The sequence below is a fragment of the Roseisolibacter sp. H3M3-2 genome (genome assembly GCF_029211165.1).
Taxonomy (GTDB): Bacteria; Gemmatimonadota; Gemmatimonadetes; order Gemmatimonadales; family Gemmatimonadaceae; genus Roseisolibacter.
In genome coordinates, this window is record NZ_JARGEK010000004.1 from 21,845 (window position 1) to 41,962 (window position 20,118).

Here is a 20,118-nt window from a genome sequence, read left to right on the forward strand (position 1 = left end):
CTGGAGTAAGTGGGTGAAAGCGACGGAAAGCTATCGGGCACGTCCGCGAGCGGCAACGGAAGAGGCCGCGCCGTCGCCTACGCGATCACCCGCCGACCTCCGAGAGCGCGCGCAGCCCGCCGGTGCGCCGCGCGAGCAGCGCGTGCTCGCGCGGCTTCCCCGCGAGCGCCTCGAGCAGCAGGGGGCGGAGCGGCGCGCCGGCGCGCAGCGCGTCGCGCAGCGGCACCTCGTGGTCGCCGTACAGGCAGGTGCGCAGCCGCCCGTCGGCCGTCAGCCGCACGCGGTTGCACGACCCGCAGTACGTGTGGGTCATCGGGGTGATGACGCCGACCGTCCCCGCAGCGTTGGAAAAGCGATGGTACGCCGCCGGGCCGTTCCCGCGCGCGGGGCCCTCGGCGCGCTCCAGCGGACGCCCGATGGCGCGTCCGTGCGCCGCCAGCCGCGCCAGCAGCTCGTCGCTCGGCAGCACCAGCGCCAGCGGGTCCCGCCCCGCCGCCGCCTCGGCGTCGGCGAGCTCGCCCACCGGCATCAGCTCGATGAAGCGCACGTGGAACGGCCGCTCCACCGTGAGGGCGGCCAGCGCCTCCACCTCGTCGTCGTTGCGCCCGCGGATGACGACGACGTTGACCTTGACCGGCCCCAGCCCCGCGCGCTCCGCCGCGTCGAGCGCCGCCAGCGGGTCGAACGGTTCGCGCCGGCGGGCGAGCTCGGCGACCCGTTCGGGGCGCAGCGAGTCGACGCTCACGTTCACCCGGTCGAGCCCCGCGGCGCGCAGCGCCGGCGCCAGGGCGACGAGCCGCGTGCCGTTGGTCGACAGCGAGAGGTCGTCGAGGGTGCCGAGTGCCTTGAGGCGTGCGACCAGCTCCACGAGCCCGGGGCGGATCGTCGGCTCGCCGCCGGTGAGGCGCACGCGCCGCAGCCCGAGCGGCGCCAGCTCGCGCACCACGGCCACGATCTCGTCGTCGGTGAGCGTGTGCTCGCGCGGCAGCCACGGCAGCCCCGCCAGCGGCATGCAGTAGACGCAGCGGAAGTTGCAGCGGTCGGTGACCGAGACCCGGAGGTACTCGATCCGCCGCCCGTGCGCGTCGCGGAGCTCGGCCTCGGCGGCCGGGGCGTCGATCATCCGACGGGTGCCGGGGCCGGCACGGCCGCGCCGCTGCCGGCGTCCACCCACTCGCGCGTGCCGTCGGCGTAGTGCTCGCGCTTCCAGATCGGCACCCGCGTCTTGATCGCCTCGATCGCGAAGCGGCAGGCGTCGAACGCCTGCGCGCGGTGCGGGTGCGTGACGGCGATGCCGACGCTCAGCTCCCCGACGCCCAGCGTCCCGATGCGGTGCGCGACCGCCACCCGCGCCCCGGGCCAGCGCGCCTCGGCCTCGCCGGCGATCGCCGCCAGCTCGGCGGCGGCCATGGGCTCGTAGGCGGCGTAGTCGATGCCGAGGACGGCGCGCCCGACGTTCGTGTCGCGCACCGCGCCGAAGAAGGCGGCCTGCGCGCCGGCGGCGTCGTGCGCGACGCGCGCCAGCAGCGCCGCCGGCTCGATCGGGTCGCGCACCAGGACGCCGTCGCCGCTCATCCGCCGGCCACGGGCGGGAGGAACGCGACCTCGTCGCCGTCGCGCAGCGCGGTCGCGGCCGTGGCCCAGCGCTGGTTCACGGCGAGCATCGGCGCGGGGGGAAGCCGCTGCGCGCCCGGGCGCTCGCGCAGCGCGGCGAGGGCGTCGGCCGCGGTGGCGCCGGCGGGGAGCTCGAGGGCCACCGGGCCCGGGCCGAGCGCGTCGGCATAAGAGGCGAAGAGCAGCACACTTACGCGCATGGCCGGAAAATAATCACGGTCCCGCGCGCGTGCGCGGGACCGTGGGGGCGGCCGGCGGACCGGCCGGTCAGGCGGCGGGGCGCCGCCCACGCCTCACTCGGCGATCGACTCGTGCTCGTGCTCGTAGTCGTGCAGGTCGCTGTCGTGCAGCTCGCTGATGTCGACGCCGGCCACCAGCGCGCGCAGCTCCTTGGACGGCTTGAACACCGGGACGGGGCGGGCCGAGACCTCGACCGGCGAGCCCGTCCGGGGGTTGCGCGCCATGCGCGTCTTGCGCTGGCGGATCTTGAAGGTGCCGAAGCCGCGCACCTCGATGTTGCGCTGCTCGTGGAGCGCGTCCTTGATGGCCTCGAGGAACGAGTCCACGACCCGCGCGCAGTCCTTCTTGGAGATGGTCGGCCCGGCGGTGCGGGCCATGGCGGCGGTCACGCGCTCGACCAGATCAGCTTTGGTCATTGGGAGGAACTCGAATCTGACCCTTCCACGCGCGCGCGACGGGCGCCGGTGACGCGTGCTCTGCCAGCTATGTTAGGAGCTTACTTGTTGTGTGTCAACCGCTTGGCTCACTTCTGCCCGCTACCGCCGCGGGCCCGGACGGTGTCCAGGAAGCGGTTGAACAGCGGCCGTCCGTCGTGCGGCCCCGGGGCGGCCTCGGGGTGATACTGGACCCCGAAGATCGGCAGCTCGCGGTGCGCCAGCCCCTCGATCGAACCGTCGTTGAGGTTCACGTGGGTGACGGCGAGCTCGGGCACCCCCTCCACCCCCTCGGCGGTCCCGGCGACCGCGAAGCCGTGGTTCTGCGAGGTGATCAGGACGTGGCCGCTCTCGACGTCCTGCACCGGGTGATTCCCGCCCCGGTGGCCGTACGGCATCTTCTCGGTCCGGCCGCCGAACGTCAGCCCGAGCAGCTGGTGCCCGAGGCAGATCCCGAACATCGGCACCTTCTCGGCGGCGAGCGCGCGGATGTTGTCGGGGGCGTAGCTGACCGCGGCCGGGTCGCCCGGGCCGTTGGAGAGGAAGACGCCGTCGGGCGCGTGCTTCATGACCTCGGCGGCCGGCGTGTCCGACGGCACCACGGTCACCCGGCACCCGTGCTCCTCGAACAGGCGCAGGATGTTGCGCTTGATCCCGAAGTCGTAGGCGACGATGTGGTGCGGCGCGGAGGCGTCGCCCCAGGTGTAGGGCTCCTTCGTCGAGACGACCGTGGCGAGGTCGAGCCCCTCCATCGGCGGGCAGGCGTCGAGCGCCGCCAGCGCCTCGGCCGACGGCGTGTCGCCGGGGGCGACGACGCCGCGCATCACGCCGGCCGTGCGCAGGTGGCGCGTCAGGCGGCGGGTGTCGACCTCGGTGAGGATCGGGATGCCGGCGCCGGTCAGCCAGCTCGCCAGGTCCCCGCTCGCCCGCCAGTTGGAGTGCACCGGCGAGATCTCGCGCACGACGACGCCCGCGATCTGCGGCGCCCCCGACTCGGGGTCCTCGGCGTTGATGCCGTAGTTCCCGATCATCGGCGCGGTCATCACGACGAGCTGGCCGCGGTACGAGGGGTCGGTGAACACCTCCTGGTAGCCGGTCATGTTCGTGGTGAACACGACCTCGGCGACCGTGGGCGCGGAGGGACCGATCAGCTGGCCGCGAAAAAGGGTCCCGTCCTCGAGGAGGAGGAACCCTGGGGTGCTCTGCACGGGCGGACGGGTGGGCGCGTGGAGAACGAGGGCCGCGGCGGCGGGTGGGCCGCCGCGGCGCGGATCACTTGGGCGCCGGGGCCGCGGGGGCCGGCGTCGGCGCGGCCGGCGTCGCCGGGACCGCCGGGGCGGCGCCCTGGGGCGCGGCGCCCTGCGCGGGCTGCGGCGGCGCGGCGGCGGGCGCGGTGCCGAACGAGCGGTCGAGGACCGACTCGGGGGCGCGCGAGCGCGAGCCCGCCAGCTGCAGGATGAACGACAGCCCGATGAAGATCCCGCCGGCCCACCAGCTGGTCTTGGTGAGCAGGTTCCCCGCCTGGCGGCTGCCGATCACCGACTCCGCCGCCGACGACGCGCCCCCGAAGCTAGCCGCGAGCCCGCCGCCCTTGCCCGACTGGAGCAGGATCGCGGCGACGAGCACCAGGGCGTCGAGGATCAGCAGGACGAAGAGGAACGTGTACATCGCGCGGCGGGGGTGGGCGGGAGGGGGCGCGGCGGGACCGTCGGCGCGCGCAAGCTCCGAATATCACGGAACTTAGGCGCCGGGGTCAAGTGCCACGCCCGCCCCCGCCGCCCCCTCAGGCGTTCACGATCGCCGTCCAGTTGGAGGGGTCGAGGCTCGCCCCGCCGACCAGCAGCCCGTCGACGTCGGGCGCCGCCAGCAGGAGCTTCGCGTTGCCGCGGTTCACGCTCCCGCCGTAGAGGATGGCCATCGTCGCCGCCTTCTCCCCGACCCGCTCGCGCAGCCAGCGTCGGATGGCGCCGTGCACCGTGGTCGCGTCCTCGGGGGTGGCCGTGCGCCCGGTGCCGATGGCCCACACCGGCTCGTAGGCGATCAGCACCGTCGCCGCCTGCGCGGCGTCGAGCGGGGCGAGCCCCGCCTCGAGCTGGCGCAGCACGACCTGCTCGGTCATCCCCTGCTCGCGCTCCTCGAGCCGCTCGCCGACGCAGAGCATCGGGATCACCCCGGCACGCAGCAGCATCTCGCACTTCCGCCCCGTGGCCTCGTCGGTCTCGCCGAACAGGGTGCGGCGCTCCGAGTGGCCGACGAGCGCCATGCGGGCCCCCGCGTCGCGCGCCATCCCCGCCGAGATCTCCCCGGTGAAGGCGCCCGAGGCCTGGTCGTGGACGTGCTGGACGCCGGTGAGGAACTCGGGGCGGTCCTGCAGCGCCTCCTGCACGGCGCGCAGCGTGATCGCCGGCGGGAAGAAGACCACCGTGCGGCCGGTGACCCGCGGCGTGTGCGCGAGGAAGTCCCGGAAGAAGGCGCGGGCCTCGGTCGGGCCGTGGTGCATCTTCCAGTTGGCGGCCAGGATCGGCTTCAGCATCGGCGGCCCCTCAGGCCGGGTCGAGGGCGGCGACGCCGGGAAGCTCCTTCCCCTCGAGGAACTCGAGGGACGCCCCGCCGCCGGTGGACACGTGCGTGACCTGCTGCTCCAGCCCCGCCTGCGCGATGGCGGCCGCGGAGTCGCCGCCGCCGACGATCGTGGTCGCGCCGCCCTTCGTCGCCTCGACGAGCGCGTGGGCGACGCCCAGCGTGCCGGCGTCGAACGGGGGCGTCTCGAAGACCCCCATCGGCCCGTTCCAGAGGACCGTCTTCGCGCCCCGCACGATCTCGGCGAAATGCCGCACGCTCTCCGGCCCGATGTCGAACATCGCCTGGTCGGCGGGGACGCGGTCGCGCGCGACCGCGCTCGTCGGCGCGTCGGCGCTCAGCGTCGGCGCCACGACGGCGTCGGTGGGGAGCACCAGCTTGTCCCCGCTCTTCGCGAGCAGCTCCTTCGCCAGCTCGACGCGGTCGGGCTCGACCAGCGACTTGCCGGTCTCCAGCCCCATCGCTTTGAAGAAGGTGTTGGCCATCGCGCCGCCGATCAGCATGCGGTCGACCTTCGGCAGGAGCGCGCTGATGACGTCGAGCTTCCCCGAGATCTTGGCGCCGCCGAGGATGGCCACGAAGGGGCGCTTCGGCTCGGCCAGCGCGCGGCCGAGGTACGCCAGCTCCTTCTCCATGAGCAGCCCGGCCACGGCGGGGCGCAGGTGGCGCGCGACGCCTTCGGTCGAGGCGTGGGCGCGGTGCGCCGCGCCAAAGGCGTCGTTCACGTACAGGTCGCCGAGCGTCGCCAGCTCGCGCGCCAGCGCGTCGTCGTTCGCCTCCTCGCCCGGGAGGAAGCGCGTGTTCTCGAGCAGCAGCACGGCGCCGGGCTCCAGCCGCTCGGCGGCCCCGCGCGCGTCGTCGCCGACGGTCGCCGCCGAGAACTCGACGTGCGTGCGCGGCATGAGCTCAGCGAGGCGCTCGGCGACCGGGCGCAGCGAGTACTTGGCCTCGGGCGCGCCCTTGGGGCGGCCCAGGTGGGACATGACGATCACGCGCGCCCCGCGCGTCAGCAGCGTCTCGAGCGTCGGGATGGCGGCGCGGATGCGCGTGTCGTCGCCCACGCGCCCGTCCTCGAGCGGGACGTTGAAGTCGACGCGCACGAGCGCGCGGCGGCCGCGCAGCTCGTCGTCGCTCAGGTCGCGTACGGTTCGGGTGTTCATCGTCGAGGGGATGGGCGGAAACGCCGACGGGGCGCGCCGGGAGTCCCCCGGCGCGCCCCGTCGGCCGCGCCGGTCAGAGGCGGGCGCCGAGGAAGCGGAGCAGGTCCACGCAGCGGGACGAGTAGCCCCACTCGTTGTCGTACCAGCCGGACACCTTCACCATCGTGCCGTCGATCACGTTGGTGCTCTGCGAGTCGAGGATGCACGAGTGCGGGTTGCCGATGTAGTCGCTCGACACGAGCGGCTCCTCGGTGTACGCCAGGATCCCCTGCAGCGGCCCGGACTCGGCGGCCGCCTTGAACGCCGCGTTCACGTCGGCGATCGTCGTCCCCTTCTCCACCTCGACCGCGAGCTCGGTGAGCGAGACGTCCGGCGTCGGGACGCGGATGGCGATCCCGTCGATCTTCCCCTTGAGCTCCGGGAGCACGAGCGCGGTCGCCTTGGCGGCCCCGGTCGTGGTCGGGATGATCGACATGGCCGCCGCGCGGGCGCGGCGCAGGTCCTTGTGCGGCAGGTCGAGGATCGACTGGTCGTTGGTGTACGAGTGGATCGTCACCATCGTCCCGTGGCGGAAGCCGAAGGCGTCCTTCACGACCTTGACCATCGGCACGAGGCAGTTCGTCGTGCACGACGCGTTCGAGATGATGTGGTGCTTGCTCGGGTCGTACTTGTCCGAGTTCACCCCCATCACGATCGTGAGGTCCTCGCCCTTGGCCGGCGCCGAGATGATGACCTTCTTGGCGCCCGCCTGGATGTGCGCGCCCGCCTTGTCGGCGTCGGTGAAGCGCCCGGTCGACTCGAGCACGATGTCGACGCCGAGGTCCTTCCAGGGCAGCTTGGCCGGGTCCTTCTCGGCGAAGATCTTCACCTCGTCGCCGTCGACCGTGATGCTCCCCTCCCCCGCCTGGACGTCGCCCTGGTAGGTGCGGTGCACCGAGTCGTACTTGAACAGGTGCGCGAGCGTCTTGGTGTCGGTGAGGTCGTTGACGGCGACGAAGTCGAGGTCGGCGACGCCCTGCAGCTTGGCGGCGCGGAGGACCTGGCGGCCGATGCGGCCGAAGCCGTTGATGCCGACGCGGATGGCCATCGCGGTGGATCTCCTCTGGCGGACGGCCGGGCAAACGTTACGGCCCCTCGCGACGCCGCCGCGCTGCGCGGGGCGACCGCTCAGGACCGTGCCCGGCCGAAGGTCACGTAGCTGACGATGCGCACGCCCGCCGCGACCAGCGCGGCGGCGCACGCGTTGAGCGTGCACGCGGTCGTGACCACGTCGTCCACCAGCACGACGTGCGTGCCGCGCAGCCTCCGGCGGGCCGACTCCACCGCCCGGAAGGCGCCGGCAACGTTGCGCAAACGCTGCGCCGGTGTCAACCGCGCCTGCGCCCGCGTGGCCCGCGCGCGCTCCAGCACGTCCTCCCACAGCGGGACGCCCCACGCCGCGCCCAGCGGGGCGGCGAGCAGCGAGCTCTGGTTGTAGCCGCGCTCCCGCAGCCGCGACGCCGCCAGCGGCACCGGCACCACCGCCGCGCGCTCGTCCAGCACGTCGCGCGGCCACGGCAGCGCCGCCATCCGCCGCGCCATCCCCTCCGCGGCCGCCGGCCAGTCCTCGTACTTGCACGCGTGCACCACCGCGCCCGCAGTCCCCTCCGGCACCCAGCACACGGAACGGACGGCGCGCACGTACGGCGGCAGCAGGTCGCACCACCGGCAGCGCCGCGGCCCCGGGTCGGCGGGCGCCGGGACGTCGCGCACCACCAGCGGGTGCCCGCACCGCTCGCACTGCGGATGGCGCAGCCGCGGCAGCGCCGCCCAGCACGCGCCACAGACGACGTCCGCGCGCCCGCGCTCGACGGCGCGCCCGCACGCCGCGCAGTGCCGCGGCAGCAGCAGGTCGAGCAGCGCGCCGGCGAGCGCTCCGGCGAGCGCCGTCGCGCTCACCGACCGCGCGGCGCGCCGGGCCGGCCGCCGACCGCGCCCCACATCGCGTCGAGGTCCGGCGGCACGCCGAACCAGCGCGTGAAGGCGGCCGCGCCCTGCGCGATCAGCATCGTGAGCCCGTCGGCGGCCGGGCGGGCGAGCGCCCGCGCGGCGCGCACCCACGCCGTCTCGCCGCGCCGATACACGAGGTCCAGGACCGCGGCGTCGGACTCGAGCGACGCCGCGGCGACGGGGAACGGGTCGTCGTCGCGCAGCCCGAGCGGCGTCGCGTTCACCACCAGCGACGCCCCGCGCACCGCCTGCGCGGGCGACGCCGCGACCTCGGCGCCGAACCGCTCCGCGAGCGCCCGCGCCCGATCCGCGGTCCGCGACCAGACGCGCACCCGCGCCCCCGGCCACCGTTCCGCGGCCGCCAGGACCGCGCCGGCCGATCCGCCCGCGCCCAGGAGCGCGACGACGGGCGCGTCGGGGGCCCGCCCCAGCCGCTCGGCGACCGCCGCCGCGACGCCGGCGACGTCGGTGTTGTCGCCGACCAGCGCGCCGTCGGGCGCCCGCCACCAGGTGTTCACGGCCCCCACCCGCTCCGCGACGGCACTGCGCACGTCGCACCGCGCCGCGACGGCCTCCTTGTGCGGGATGGTCGCGTTCCCCGCGGCCCCCTCGGCGACGAGCCGCGCGAGCGTCTCCCCGAGCGCCGCCGGCGCGACGTCGAGGGCGGCGTACGTCGGCGCGAGCCCGGCGGCCCGCAGCGCGGCGTTCTGGAACGCGGGCGACAGCGAGTGCGCGACCGGATGCCCGAGCAGCACGAGGCGGCGGATGGACGCGGGATCGGGAGGCACGACGGAGGGGGCGGCAGGCGACGCCCCAGCATCGCCCCCGCCCCCTCGATCCGCCGTGTCCGCGCGACGCGGCTCGGCGCCCCCGAACGCGTCAGGCCGACTCGCCACCCCGCGTCCCCGACGGCACCAGCCGGTCGAACGCCAGCCGGATCTCGCGCTCCAGCTGCTCGTAGGTGACGCGGTAGCCGACGAGCGGACCGCCGAACGGGTCCTCGATGCTCTCCCGGCTCGCGCCGTGGCTCGCGAAGGTCGTGAGCAGGTGCGCCTTGGACGCGCCGCCCAGCTCGTGCACGCGCGCCAGGTGCCGGTCGCCCATCGCCAGGATGAGGTCCGCGGAGTCCACCATCTCGCGAGACAGCGGCCGCGCGCGGTGCTCGGCGAGGTCGAGCCCGTGCTCCATCGCGACCAGGATCGCGCCGTCGGAGGCGCCGAACTCCGGCATCGGGACGCCGGGCGGGAACGGGTTCGCCCCCGTCCCCGCGCTCTCGACGACGACGTCCGTCAGGCCACGCTCGCCGACGACGCGGCGCGCGATCCCCTCGGCCATCGCGCTCCGGCAGGTGTTCCCCGTGCAGACGAAGAGAATGCGCATGCTCGTGATACCTCAGCAGTCGCCCACGAGGTCCGGCGCGCTCTCGCGGAGCACCGCCGCGGGAATCGCGCCGGGTCGGATGACGCGCGGATGACGTCCGGTGCAGTCGACGACGGTGGAGGGCGCCGACGGCGGGATCCGCCCCCCGTCCAGCACCCGCAAGATGCCCCGGTTTATCGCGTCCGGCCACTGGGCGACGATCTCCGACGCCGCCATCGCCGGCGGCACGCCGGGGCGGTTGGCGCTGGTCGAGGTGATCGCGTCGCCGATCGCGCGGATCATTCGCGACAGCCCCTCGTGCGGCGTCCAGCGCACCGCCACGCCCCCTTCGGGCCCGCGCAGCCGCGCCGGCACCCGCCGGTCGCCGCCGGGGAGCACGAGCGTCAGGGGCCCGGGCCAGTGGCGCGCCGCGAGCCGGGTCGCCGACGACGTCAGGTGCAGCCCGAGCCGGTCCAGCATGTCGCTCCCCGCGACCAGCAGGAGGAACGGCTTGGAGGCCGGGCGCGACTTCATGCGCACCAGCGTCTCCACCGACTCGTGGTCGATCGCCGTGCCGAAGCCGTAGACCGTCTCGGTCGGGTAGCCGAGCACCCCGCCCGCCTCGAGGTGCGCGAGCGTGCCGCGGATCGACGCCGCGATCTCCTCGGGCGACCAGAACGGCACCGCGCTCGGCGCCGCGATCATCCGAGGAGTGCGGCCAGGGCCTCGACGCGCGCGAAGTCGCCGTCCTCGGTGACCTTCATCGCCCGCTCGCTCCCGGGGACGACGACGACCGGGAAGCCGAGCCGCTCGCACAGCCCCGCGTCGTCGGTGGCGGCGACGCCGTCGCGCCGCGCCTCGGCGTGCGCGCGCTCGATCATCTCGCGCGGGAACCCCTGCGGCGTCTGCACCCGCCAGAGCCGCGCCCGGTCCACCGTCGCCACGATCCGTCCCGCACCGTCGACCTCCTTCAGCGTGTCGACGACGGGGAGCGCAGGCACCGCGCCATGGCCGCGGCGGGCCTCCGCGACCACGCGCTCGATCAGCGCGTCGGGGACGAGCGGGCGCGCGGCGTCGTGGATCAGCACCGTGCGCACCTCCTCGGGCACGTCCTCCAGCCCGTTGGCCACGCTCTCGGCGCGCTCGCGGCCGCCCGCCGACACGAGCAGGCGGTCGACGTCGCACTGGAAGAGCCAGGGCGGCGGGTCGGCGGCGTGCGAGCGCGGGAGCACGACGACCACGGTGTGCACGTCCTCGCGCGCCATGAACGTCTGCACGCTGTGCAGCAGCATCGGCTTGCCGGCGACCCAGCGGAACTGCTTCAGCTCCGCGCCGCCGGTGCGCCTCCCCTGCCCTCCTGCGACGATGACGACGCCGACGTCGCGCACGACGCCCGGCGGGGCGCCGCGCGGCTCGGGGCCGGGGCGGCTGCTGATCGCCGGCGGCGGGACGACGCGGCGCGGCGTGGAGGGCGGGAGGTCGAACTCGGGCACGGCGGAAGTCTAACCGCGCCGGCTCACGAGAAGATCCGTTCGAAGAGGTCGCGCACCGTCCGCACGCCGACCGCGCGGATCCCCGCCGGCGCGCGCCGCGGCACGCCGCGCTCGGCGACGTACGCCACCGTCATCCCCATCTTCGCCGCCTCGGCGAGGCGCCGCTCCGTCTGCGACACCGGCCGGATCTCGCCCCCGAGCCCCACCTCGCCGAGGAACACCGCCTCGCGCGGGAGGGCGCGGTCGTAGACGCTGGACGCCAGCGCGGCCGCCACGGCGAGGTCGCCGGCCGGCTCCTGCAGCCGCATCCCGCCGACGACGTTCAGGAAGACGTCGAGCTGCGCGAAGTTGAGCCCCGCGCGCTTGTCGAGGACCGCCAGCAGGAGCGCGAGCCGCCGCCCGTCGTAGCCGGTCGCGACGCGCTGCGGCGTGCCGAAGCCGGCCTTCGCGGCCAACCCCTGGATCTCGACCAGCACCGGGCGCGTCCCCTCCATGAGCGCGGTCACCGCGCTGCCGGACGCCGCGTGCTCGCGGTCGCCCAGGAACAGCTCCGACGGGTTCTCGACGGCGACCAGCCCGCCCTGCGTCATGCGGAAGACGCCGATCTCGTCGACCGAGCCGAAACGGTTCTTGGTCGCGCGCAGCACGCGGTGGTCGAGCGTGCTCTCCCCCTCGAAGTAGAGCACCGTGTCGACGATGTGCTCGAGCGTCTTGGGGCCGGCGATCCCGCCGCCCTTCGTGACGTGCCCGACGACGAAGGTCGCGGTCCCGGTCTCCTTCGCGAAGCGCATGAGGCGCGCGGCGCATTCCCTTACCTGGCCGACGTTTCCGGGCGCGCCCTCGAGGTCCTGCGTGAACACCGTCTGGATCGAGTCGACGATCATCAGGTCGGGCGCGCTCGCGGTGCCGGTGGCGATCATCGTCTCGAGCAGCGTCTCGCTGAGCAGCGCGACGTCGCCCGCGGGCTCGTCGAGCCGGTCGGCGCGCAGCTTAACCTGCAGCGGCGACTCCTCGCCCGACACGTACAGCGTGCTCCGCCCCGTCTGCTGCAGCCGCGCGGCGATCTGGAGGAGCAGCGTCGACTTGCCGATCCCCGGCTCGCCGCCGACGAGCACCATCGACCCCGGCACGATCCCGCCGCCGAGCACGAAGTCGAACTCCTGCAGCCCGGTCGTCCACCGCTCCCGCTCCGAGCCCGACACGTCGCGCAGCCGCGGCGCCGCCGCGACGCTCCCCCCCTCGCCGAGCGTCGCGCTGCCGCCCATGCGACGCGCGGACCCCGCGCCCTTGGCGGCGATCTTCGGGGCGGCGGCCTCCTCGACGAGCGTGTTCCACCCGCCGCAGGTGTCGCAGCGCCCCTGCCACTTGCTGTAGTCGGCGCCGCAGTCGGTGCAGCGGTAGACGGTCTTCGTCTTGGCCATTGGGAGAGCGTCGAGCGGTGAGCGTCGAGCGTCGAGGGGTGTCCTCGAAGCGCGCCCGTCCCCGCCACCGATCATACACCGAAGGCGACTCGAGGTGCTACCCGTCGGACGCGCGTCGGGGCCCCTCGACGCTCATCGCTCGACGCTCGACTCTACTCGCCCTGGTAGTGCTGCCCGCGGGCGACGCTCTCGAAGCGCGTGTACTGCTTGTGGAAGAACAGCGGCACGCTCCCGATCGGGCCGTTGCGCTGCTTGCCGATGATCACCTCGGCCTTCCCCTCGACGCTCGGGTCCTTCAGGACGCCGTTCTCGCGCTCCGCGTAGACCTCCTCGCGGAACAGGAACATGATGAGGTCCGCGTCCTGCTCGATGGCGCCCGACTCGCGCAGGTCGGAGAGGACGGGGCGGCCGCGCTCGGAGCCGGCGCGGCTGTCGACGGCGCGCGAGAGCTGCGAGAGCGCGATCACCGGCACGCTCAGCTCCTTGGCCAGCGCCTTGAGGCCGCGCGAGATCTGCGACACCTCCTGCTGCCGGTTCTCCGCCGACGGGCCGGTCATGAGCTGGAGGTAGTCGACCATGATCAGGTCGAGCCCGTGGTCGGACTTGAGCCGGCGCGCCTTCGACCGCATCTCGAGCACCGTGATGCCCGGCGTGTCGTCGATGAACACCGGCGCGTGCGAGAGGATGCCGGCCGCGCGCGCGAGGCGCGGGTAGTCGTCGTCGCGCAGGCGCCCCTTGCGGAGCGTCTGCGCGTCGATGCGCGCCTCGCTCGTGAGCATGCGCTGCACGAGCGAGTCCTTGCTCATCTCCAGCGAGAAGAAGGCGACCGACTTCTGCTCGGTGATGGCGACGTGCTGCGCGATGTTCAGCGTGAACGCCGTCTTCCCCATCGACGGGCGCGCGGCGACGATGACGAGGTCCGAGGGCTGGAAGCCCGACGTCATCTCGTCGAGGTCGCGGAAGCCGGTGGCGACGCCGGTGACGGCGTTCCCCGCGCGGCTCTGCGCCTCGATGCGCTCCATCGCCGGCCAGAGCAGCTCCTTGATGCGGGTGAAGTTCCCGCTGTTCTGCTGCTCGCCGATCTGGAAGATCTTCGCCTCGGCCTCGTCGAGCAGCTCGCCGGCGAGGCGGCGGCCGTCGAACGCCTCGGTGACGATCCCGGTCGAGACCTCGATGAGGCGGCGCAGGAGCGCCTTCTCGCGGACGATCTTCGCGTGGTACTCGACGTTGGCCGACGTCGGCACCGCGTCGATGAGGAACGCGACGTAGTCCTTGCCGCCGCTGGCCTCGAGCTCGCCCCGCCGCGCCAGCTCGTCGGCCAGCGTCAGCGGGTCGACGACCTCGCCGCGCTCCCCGATCGAGAGCATCGCGCGGAAGATCCGGCGGTGCCCCTCGCGGTAGAACATCGTGTCGTCGACGTGCTCGGCGGCGCGGAGGATCGCGTCCTGGTCGAGCAGCATGGCGCCGAGCACCGCCTGCTCCGCCTCCTCGGTGTACGGGGGGCGGCGGTCGCGGTACGGGTCAACGCGCGGCGGAGGCGCGATCGAGAATTCGACGGGCGAGCTGGACATCTTCCCAGGTGGGCCGCTTCCAGGCAGGGTTGCGCAGCAGCGCGGCGGGGTGGTACGTCGCGATCAGCGGCACCCCGCGGTAGAGGTGCACCTGCCCACGCAGCTTCCCGATGCCGAGCTTCGTGCCGAGGAGCGTCTGCGCGGCGAAGTTCCCCACGGTGAGGATGACCTTCGGGCGCACCAGCTCGAGTTGGCGGACGAGGTACGGGCTGCAGGCCTCGACCTCGTCGGGGGTGGGGTTCCGGTTTCCGGGAGGGCGGTGCTTCACCACGTTGCAGATGAAGACGTCCTCCCGGGCCAACTTGATGGCCGCGAGAATCTTGGTCAACAGCTGCCCGCTCGCCCCCACGAAGGGGCGGCCGCTCGCGTCCTCGTCGGCGCCCGGCGCCTCCCCCACGACGACGAAGTCGGCGTCGGGGTTACCCTCCCCCGGCACACCGTGGGTGGCCGTCTTGTAGAGGGGACAGCGGGTGCAGCCGAGCACGGTGCGGGCGATCTCGTCGAGGTCGCGCAGGTGGTCCATCGGCCCGGCCAGCAGGTCGCCCGTCCCCTCGGCGACCACCCCGATCGGTACGTCGGTGCCCGGGTAGAGCTGGCCCGCGCGCACGGTCGCCGGGGCGGGCTCGGCTTTCGGCGCCGCCTCGTCGGGGATCGGCTGGGCGGCGCCGGTCGCCCGCAGGGTGGCCCGCCAGTCGCCGCGCTCGATGCTCTCCTGCGGGACCTCGGGCGCGACGGCGCCGCGGTCGGTCATCTCGGGCTCGACGGCGCGCTGCGGGGGGAGCGCCTGGACGCCCGGCTCCCCCTCGCCACGCAGCCGCGGGTGGTCGGCCGGCGCCGGCGCGTCCCCGGCGGGCGGGGGCGGGGCGTCGCCGCCGAGTGGCCGCATCGGGGCGGACGGCTTCGCGATCGGGACGCCCGGGGCGCGGGCGGCGCCCAGCACCCCCAGGACGTCGTCCACGGTCATCCCGTCGAGCACCAGCTCGGACTCGCCCAGCTCGCGGCGCTGCTCGAGGTAGCGGCGGAGCCGCTCGCGTGCGTCCATCCTCCCTCCTCCGTCCGTCAGCGCGCGCGGCGCGCGGCGAGCAGCGTCCCCACCCGGTCCAGGATCGCGTCGGCGACGTCGCGCTTGGGGAGCAGCGCGAGCGGCGCGACGGCGCCGTCGGGGGTCAGGAAGGTGACGCGGTTGGTCTCGACGCCGAACCCCGCGCCGGGCTCGGTCGCGTCGTTCAGTACGATGAGGTCCAGCCCCTTCGACGCGAGCTTCTTGCGCGCGTTCGCCTCGAGATCCGTCGTCTCGAGCGCGAAGCCGACGACGACGGCGCCGGGGCGGCGCAGGTCGCGCGTCCCGGCGAGGATGTCGTCGTTGGCCGTCAGCGCGATGGAGAGGGCGCCGTCGCCGCGCTTGATCTTCTGCGTTGCGACCTGCGCGGGGCGGAAGTCGGCGGGCGCGGCGGCCATCACCAGCGCGTCGGCGTCGGGGAGCGCGGCCGCCACCGCGTCGCGCAGCTCGGCGGTGCTCTCGATCGCCACCGCGCGCACGCCGGCCGGCACCGGCACCTGCAGCGGCCCGTGGACGAGCGTCACGTCGGCGCCGCGGCGCCAGGCGGCGGCCGCGAGCTCGACGCCCATGCGCCCTGAGCTGTGGTTGGTCAGGTAGCGCACCGGGTCCAGCGCCTCGCGCGTCGGCCCGGCGGTGACGACCACGCGGCGCCCGGCGAGCGATGCGTCGCGGTCGAGCAGGCGTCCGACGTGCGCGAGGATCGTCTCGGGCTCGGGCATGCGCCCCGGGCCGCTCCCCTCGCCCACCGCCAGAGGGCCGTCGTCGGGCGACAGCACGTGGTAGCCGATCGCGCGCGCGTGGTCGGCGTTCGCCCGGACCTGCGGGTGCGCCCACATGCGGTCGTTCATCGCCGGCACCAGCAGCACCGGCGCCGGCGTGGCGAGCAGGCACGCCGACAGCAGGTCGTCGGCGTGGCCGCCGGCCGCGCGCGCCAGGAAGTCGGCGGTGCACGGCGCCACCACCACCGCGTCGGCGGCGCGCGCGAGCCTGATGTGGTCGAGCGCGTGCCCGGGCGCGATGAGCGCCGTGTGCACGGGGCGCCCGGTGAGCGCCTCGAGCGTCACGGCGCCCACGAACTCGGTCGCGCTGCGCGTCATGACGACGTCGACCTCGGCGCCCGCCTGCTGGAGCAGGCGGGCCAGCCACGCCGCCTTGTAGCTGGCGATCCCGCCGGTGATCCCGAGGAGGACCCGGCGGCCCTGGAAGGGGCGCACGGCGGGACCGGCGGGGCTCAGCCCTCGCCGCCGCGACGGCGCGGCACCACCTGGTAGTCGATGTTCCCCGCCGACAGCTCCTCGAGCGCGCGGGTCGTCAGCTTCTTCTCCCCCGAGCGGCCGGGGACGCGCGGGAACTCGTTCAGCACGCGCGCGTACTTGGCCGCCACCAGCACCGCGAGGTACTTGTTGGCGGAGTGCTTCGCGATCTCGTTCGGCGTGAAGACCTGCATGGCTCTCTCCCTGTGACGGTTCAGCGGGCGGCGGCGTGCGGGACGCCGTCGAGCCCGCGCTCGATCTCGGCGATGAGGACCGCGACCTGGTCCTCGAGCGCGCGCAGCCGCGACCGGCGCGCACTCTCGGCGTCGAGGATCGCCGCGACCTGCGCGACCGCGCGGTCGAGGTCCTCGTTGACGACGACGTACTGGTAGTCCTCGATCGCGCGCAGCTCCTCGCGCGCGTTGCGCAGGCGGAGCGCCAGCGCCTCCGGCCCCTCGGTCGAGCGCGCGGCCAGCCGGTCGCGCAGCACCTCGGCCGACGGCGGCAGCACGAACACGAGCACCGACGACGGGAACGCGGCGTGGAACGCCTTCGCCCCCTGCACGTCGATGTCCATGATGACGTGCCGCCCCTCGTCGAGCACGCGCTGGACCTCGCTCTTGAGCGTGCCGTAGAGGTTCCCGTGCACCTCCGCCCACTCGGCGAAGTCGCCGCCGCGGCGCCGCGCCTCGAACGCGTCGCGCGACAGGAAGTGGTAGTCCACCCCGTCGCGCTCCGCGCCGCGCGGCGCCCGCGTCGTACACGAGACCGAGTAGCCGAGGTCCTTGCGCGTCGCCAGCAGGCGCCGGGCGATCGTGGTCTTGCCGCCGCCCGAGGGCGCCGAGAGGATGACCGGGAAGTGGATCACTCGACGTTCTCCACCTGCTCGCGGATCCGCTCCAGCTCCTCCTTCACGAGCACGACGTCGTGCAGCATGGCGGCGTCGTTGGCCTTGCTGCCGGTGGTGTTCGCCTCGCGCAGCATCTCCTGCAGCAGGAAGCCGAGGCGCTTGCCGACCTGATCGCCCGGCGCGGCCAGCGCGGCGCGGAAGGCGGCGACGTGCGAGCGGAAGCGGTCCATCTCCTCGCTCACGTCGAGCCGGTCGGCGAGGATCGCGATCTCCTGCGTCATGCGCTGCGCGTCCACCGCCACGCCCTCGGCAAGCTCGCGCACCGCGGCGCGCAGCCGGTCGCGCTGCTCGACGAGGCGCTGCGGCGCGCGCGCGGCCAGGCGCTCCACCGCCCCCTCGACGATCGCGATGCGGTCGAGGAGCACGGTCGCCAGGCGCCGCCCCTCCTCCTCGCGCATGGCGGTCAGCGCGGCGGCCGCCCGCTCGACGATCGGCAGGAACTCCTCGGCGGTCGCCTCGGGCTCGTCGGCCGTCGCGGTCGCGACCACGTCGGGGAGCCGCAGCACGGTCGCGACGTCGAGGGTGTCGGCCAGCCCGTGCCGCGCGGCCAGCGCGCGCAGCTGCCCCACGTAGCCGGCGAAGCGCGCCTCGTCGATCCGCAGCCCCTCCTCCGCCTCCGCGGCCTCGCGCTCGTGCCGCGCGTACAGCGTGACGTGCCCGCGGGCGATCCGCTGCCGCAGCAGCTCGCGCACCTCGGACTCCCAGCGCGCCAGCGGCGACGGGAGCTTGAGGCTGGGGCTGAAGAAGCGGTGGTTGACGGTCCGGACCTCCACGGTGACGCGCGCGTGCCCCACGCGCCCGTCGGCGGTCCCGAACCCGGTCATGCTGCGAATCATGGTGAACCGCGCAAGCTATTGGGGCGCAACGACCTGGTCAATACGGAGGGCCGAGCTTCGTCGGCGGGCGAGCGCCACGCGGCAGGTCGGCGTCGGCGCGGGGCAGCCCGAGCGGCGAGCGCCGAGCGCCGAGGAGCCCGCTCCGCGCTCGGCGCTCCGCGCTCGGCCCGCGCTACGAACCGGGTGGCACGGGTCACCAGGCACCGCGGTTCGAGGAACCCTGGATCTCAATTGAAGAAGTACCACCGCGCCCCGTAGAAGCTGAGGGCGCGCGGCATCCGGATCCCCGGGACGACCTCGTAGTCGCGGCCGAGGGCGTTGCGGGTCTGGAAGTTCACCGACGCGTTCTGGATCCGGATCTCGAGCAGGGCGCCGAGGGTGTTCCAGGCGGGGACGAAGCGCGAGCCGACGACGCCGGCGCTGTCGACCGGGAAGGCGGTACGGCTGCGGTACTCGTCGGTCACGGCGAACGTCAGGCCGAAGTTCCCGGACGGGAACCGGCGCAGCCAGTTCGTCTGGAGCCGGAGCTCGCCGCGCAGCTGGTACTGGGGACGGTAGATGCCCCCGGCGTCCCACGCGAGGCCGTGGAGGTCGAGGAAGACGTCCTTCCAGACGCGGCCGCGGGCGGTGGCCAGCGTCCCCTGCGCCCGCCCGACCTCGGCGGCCTCGACCAGCGGGAGCGGGTCGGCGGCGAACGTCTCCAGGCTGTCGGGGCGGCGGAGGGCGAGCGGGACGGGCAGGTCGCCGCCGTCGCGCAGGATGCGGCCGCCGGTGAGCCAGAGCCGCCCGAGGCGCGCCGCGACCTCCAGGCGGGCGACGTTCCGGGCGAGATCGTCCACCTCGGGGAGGGCGCGCTCGGTGCGGCTCACGGCGCCCACCACGGCCAGCCACGGCAGCGGCTGGAGGCGCGCGGAGACGTCGTACTGGTTGGTCGAGTCGGCCGCGCGGCGCTCGCCGTACGCCGACACCGAGAGCAGGCCGCGCTCGTACGCGGCGCGCAGCGAGGGCGCGTGCCAGTTGCGGCCGTTGAAGACGCGCCAGCGGTCGCCGGCCGTCAGGCGCACCCCCCACCGCGTGAAGCCGCCCGTCAGCACGTACTCCGTGCGCGACGCGCCGCTGTCGGGGGCGAACGTCGTGTCGATCGACGCGATGGTGCCGTTCTGGGCGAGCGTGGTGTCGATCGCCAGCAGCGTGTCGACGCGCAGCAGCGTGCCGTTGGCCGCGCGCACGCTGTCGATCCGCGACCGGGGGATGTAGCCCGTCCCCTCGAGCGTGAAGCGCGCGGCGTTGGCGATCGCCTGCAGCCACGGGCCGGCGTCGGGGTCCCCCCAGCCGAGGCGCAGATATCCCTCGTCGCGCCGCCCCTCGAAGCGCGACAGCACCGTGTCCGCGGTGTTGAACGCGAACGTCGGGTTGCGCTGCCGGTCGAGGCGGGACGCGAAGGCGTCGACGGAGAACCGGCCGCGGGCCCAGCCGACGCGCGCGAACGCGTTGACCGCGTCGCCGCCGCCGCCGAGGCGGCGGTTGCGCGTGCCGGTGCCGTAGTTCTGCGCCGCGACCTGCAGCGCGAGCCCGTTGTCGAACCGCCGGCCGAAGAAGCCGCGGTAGAGGTTCGTGTCGTCGTCCCCGGTCGCGATGTCGACGCGCGTCGCGGGCGTCGTGTTCTGCACCGCCCAGGTGCGCAGGTGCACGCGCACCTCGCCGGCCGGGCGCTCGATCAGCACCTCGTCGAGCTGCCAGAGCTGCGCCTCCTGCAGCTCCAGCACGCCGCCCCCGCGCGGGTCGAGCGGGTCGAGCTCGACGCCGTCGCGGAAGACCCGCACGCGGCGGAAGTCGCCGAGGTGCGCCGCGGCCTGGTACGACGCGAGCCAGCCGGTGCGGAAGCCGGTCAGCCCCGGCACGCGCTCGAGCAGGTCGAGCGCGGTGAGCGACCCCGTGTTGAACAGCGAGTCGCGCGTCCAGCGGTACGGGCGCCCCACCTCCACCACCGTCGGCAGCTCGCCGCGCGCGATCGGCGCCTTGATGCTGTCGCGCCGCACCGGGCGCGTGGCCAGCGAGTCCGGGATCCCGCGGATCGAGTCGCCGCGCGCGCGCGCCGCCCGCTCGACGGGAGCCGGGGCGCGCACCGTGTCGGCCGGCGCCGGGCGGCGCGCCGTGTCCGCCGGGACCGGCCGCGGCGGGACGGGCTGCTGCGCGCG

22 protein-coding genes are annotated in these 20,118 nt (G+C 74.6%); all 22 read right to left on the minus strand.

Annotated elements, in window-relative coordinates; all coding sequences use genetic code 11:
- Positions 1-85: 85 nt before the first annotated feature.
- Positions 86-1,123: a GTP 3',8-cyclase MoaA gene (moaA, locus tag PYV61_RS00945; protein WP_275827349.1), complete on the minus strand. Its 1,038-nt coding sequence runs from the start codon at positions 1,121-1,123 to the stop codon at positions 86-88.
- Positions 1,120-1,575 (minus strand): molybdenum cofactor biosynthesis protein MoaE, encoded by a 456-nt coding sequence (locus PYV61_RS00950; protein WP_275827351.1) that lies wholly within the window; start codon positions 1,573-1,575, stop codon positions 1,120-1,122. Before PYV61_RS00950 ends, moaA begins: the two co-directional genes overlap by 4 nt.
- Entirely contained in the window at positions 1,572-1,814 is a 243-nt protein-coding gene (locus PYV61_RS00955; RefSeq protein ID WP_275827353.1) for a MoaD/ThiS family protein, read from the minus strand. Before PYV61_RS00955 ends, PYV61_RS00950 begins: the two co-directional genes overlap by 4 nt.
- Positions 1,815-1,907: 93 nt before the next feature.
- Entirely contained in the window at positions 1,908-2,270 is a 363-nt protein-coding gene (locus tag PYV61_RS00960) for an HU family DNA-binding protein (protein ID WP_275827355.1), read from the minus strand.
- 107 nt (positions 2,271-2,377) lie between these two features.
- On the minus strand, positions 2,378-3,496 hold the full coding sequence (gene carA, locus PYV61_RS00965) for a glutamine-hydrolyzing carbamoyl-phosphate synthase small subunit (RefSeq protein WP_275827357.1): 1,119 nt from the start codon (positions 3,494-3,496) through the stop codon (positions 2,378-2,380).
- 64 nt (positions 3,497-3,560) lie between these two features.
- A complete protein-coding gene (gene secG / locus PYV61_RS00970) occupies positions 3,561-3,956 on the minus strand; it encodes a preprotein translocase subunit SecG (RefSeq protein WP_275827359.1) in 396 nt (131 codons plus the stop codon).
- 115 nt (positions 3,957-4,071) lie between these two features.
- Complete coding sequence (gene tpiA / locus PYV61_RS00975; protein ID WP_275827361.1) at positions 4,072-4,821, minus strand: triose-phosphate isomerase; 750 nt, start codon at positions 4,819-4,821, stop codon at positions 4,072-4,074.
- A gap of 10 nt (positions 4,822-4,831) precedes the next feature.
- On the minus strand, positions 4,832-6,028 hold the full coding sequence (locus PYV61_RS00980) for a phosphoglycerate kinase (protein ID WP_275827364.1): 1,197 nt from the start codon (positions 6,026-6,028) through the stop codon (positions 4,832-4,834).
- 73 nt (positions 6,029-6,101) lie between these two features.
- A complete protein-coding gene (gene gap, locus PYV61_RS00985; protein ID WP_275827366.1) occupies positions 6,102-7,115 on the minus strand; it encodes a type I glyceraldehyde-3-phosphate dehydrogenase in 1,014 nt (337 codons plus the stop codon).
- An 80-nt stretch (positions 7,116-7,195) separates the two neighbouring features.
- Positions 7,196-7,966 carry a double zinc ribbon domain-containing protein gene (locus PYV61_RS00990; protein ID WP_275827368.1) on the minus strand — a complete coding sequence of 257 codons (771 nt, stop codon included), beginning with the start codon at positions 7,964-7,966 and terminating at the stop codon, positions 7,196-7,198.
- A complete protein-coding gene (locus tag PYV61_RS00995; RefSeq protein ID WP_275827370.1) occupies positions 7,963-8,805 on the minus strand; it encodes a shikimate dehydrogenase in 843 nt (280 codons plus the stop codon). Before PYV61_RS00995 ends, PYV61_RS00990 begins: the two co-directional genes overlap by 4 nt.
- A gap of 91 nt (positions 8,806-8,896) precedes the next feature.
- Positions 8,897-9,397 carry a low molecular weight protein arginine phosphatase gene (locus tag PYV61_RS01000; RefSeq protein WP_275827372.1) on the minus strand — a complete coding sequence of 167 codons (501 nt, stop codon included), beginning with the start codon at positions 9,395-9,397 and terminating at the stop codon, positions 8,897-8,899.
- A 12-nt stretch (positions 9,398-9,409) separates the two neighbouring features.
- On the minus strand, positions 9,410-10,081 hold the full coding sequence (locus tag PYV61_RS01005) for an L-threonylcarbamoyladenylate synthase (protein ID WP_275827374.1): 672 nt from the start codon (positions 10,079-10,081) through the stop codon (positions 9,410-9,412).
- Positions 10,078-10,869, minus strand: a complete 792-nt coding sequence (gene ispD, locus PYV61_RS01010) for a 2-C-methyl-D-erythritol 4-phosphate cytidylyltransferase (protein WP_275827376.1) — start codon at positions 10,867-10,869, stop codon at positions 10,078-10,080. Before ispD ends, PYV61_RS01005 begins: the two co-directional genes overlap by 4 nt.
- A gap of 23 nt (positions 10,870-10,892) precedes the next feature.
- A complete protein-coding gene (gene radA, locus PYV61_RS01015) occupies positions 10,893-12,290 on the minus strand; it encodes a DNA repair protein RadA (protein ID WP_275827378.1) in 1,398 nt (465 codons plus the stop codon).
- 152 nt (positions 12,291-12,442) lie between these two features.
- On the minus strand, positions 12,443-13,861 hold the full coding sequence (gene dnaB, locus PYV61_RS01020; protein ID WP_275827380.1) for a replicative DNA helicase: 1,419 nt from the start codon (positions 13,859-13,861) through the stop codon (positions 12,443-12,445).
- A complete protein-coding gene (locus PYV61_RS01025; RefSeq protein WP_275827382.1) occupies positions 13,812-14,903 on the minus strand; it encodes a uracil-DNA glycosylase in 1,092 nt (363 codons plus the stop codon). Before PYV61_RS01025 ends, dnaB begins: the two co-directional genes overlap by 50 nt.
- Positions 14,904-14,920: 17 nt before the next feature.
- Positions 14,921-16,135: a bifunctional phosphopantothenoylcysteine decarboxylase/phosphopantothenate--cysteine ligase CoaBC gene (gene coaBC, locus PYV61_RS01030; RefSeq protein ID WP_275827384.1), complete on the minus strand. Its 1,215-nt coding sequence runs from the start codon at positions 16,133-16,135 to the stop codon at positions 14,921-14,923.
- 17 nt (positions 16,136-16,152) lie between these two features.
- Positions 16,153-16,368, minus strand: coding sequence for a DNA-directed RNA polymerase subunit omega (locus PYV61_RS01035; RefSeq protein WP_275827386.1), 216 nt, complete (start codon positions 16,366-16,368; stop codon positions 16,153-16,155).
- Between the two features lie 20 nt (positions 16,369-16,388).
- Positions 16,389-17,042 (minus strand): guanylate kinase, encoded by a 654-nt coding sequence (gene gmk / locus PYV61_RS01040; protein ID WP_275827388.1) that lies wholly within the window; start codon positions 17,040-17,042, stop codon positions 16,389-16,391.
- A complete protein-coding gene (locus tag PYV61_RS01045) occupies positions 17,039-17,920 on the minus strand; it encodes a YicC/YloC family endoribonuclease (protein ID WP_275827390.1) in 882 nt (293 codons plus the stop codon). Before PYV61_RS01045 ends, gmk begins: the two co-directional genes overlap by 4 nt.
- A 227-nt stretch (positions 17,921-18,147) precedes the next feature.
- The coding region (locus PYV61_RS01050) for a hypothetical protein (protein ID WP_275827391.1) at positions 18,148-20,118 on the minus strand (1,971 nt) is incomplete at its 5' end.

Bases quoted from the DNA above. Each gene is read 5' to 3' on its own strand.
- moaA (WP_275827349.1), bottom strand. From the start codon at position 1,123: ATGATCGACGCCCCGGCCGCCGAGGCCGAGCTCCGCGACGCGCACGGG.
- PYV61_RS00950 (WP_275827351.1), bottom strand. From the start codon at position 1,575: ATGAGCGGCGACGGCGTCCTGGTGCGCGACCCGATCGAGCCGGCGGCG.
- PYV61_RS00955 (WP_275827353.1), bottom strand. From the start codon at position 1,814: ATGCGCGTAAGTGTGCTGCTCTTCGCCTCTTATGCCGACGCGCTCGGC.
- PYV61_RS00960 (WP_275827355.1), bottom strand. From the start codon at position 2,270: ATGACCAAAGCTGATCTGGTCGAGCGCGTGACCGCCGCCATGGCCCGC.
- secG (WP_275827359.1), bottom strand. From the start codon at position 3,956: ATGTACACGTTCCTCTTCGTCCTGCTGATCCTCGACGCCCTGGTGCTC.
- tpiA (WP_275827361.1), bottom strand. From the start codon at position 4,821: ATGCTGAAGCCGATCCTGGCCGCCAACTGGAAGATGCACCACGGCCCG.
- PYV61_RS00980 (WP_275827364.1), bottom strand. From the start codon at position 6,028: ATGAACACCCGAACCGTACGCGACCTGAGCGACGACGAGCTGCGCGGC.
- gap (WP_275827366.1), bottom strand. From the start codon at position 7,115: ATGGCCATCCGCGTCGGCATCAACGGCTTCGGCCGCATCGGCCGCCAG.
- PYV61_RS01000 (WP_275827372.1), bottom strand. From the start codon at position 9,397: ATGCGCATTCTCTTCGTCTGCACGGGGAACACCTGCCGGAGCGCGATG.
- PYV61_RS01005 (WP_275827374.1), bottom strand. From the start codon at position 10,081: ATGATCGCGGCGCCGAGCGCGGTGCCGTTCTGGTCGCCCGAGGAGATC.
- radA (WP_275827378.1), bottom strand. From the start codon at position 12,290: ATGGCCAAGACGAAGACCGTCTACCGCTGCACCGACTGCGGCGCCGAC.
- dnaB (WP_275827380.1), bottom strand. From the start codon at position 13,861: ATGTCCAGCTCGCCCGTCGAATTCTCGATCGCGCCTCCGCCGCGCGTT.
- PYV61_RS01025 (WP_275827382.1), bottom strand. From the start codon at position 14,903: ATGGACGCACGCGAGCGGCTCCGCCGCTACCTCGAGCAGCGCCGCGAG.
- PYV61_RS01035 (WP_275827386.1), bottom strand. From the start codon at position 16,368: ATGCAGGTCTTCACGCCGAACGAGATCGCGAAGCACTCCGCCAACAAG.
- PYV61_RS01045 (WP_275827390.1), bottom strand. From the start codon at position 17,920: ATGATTCGCAGCATGACCGGGTTCGGGACCGCCGACGGGCGCGTGGGG.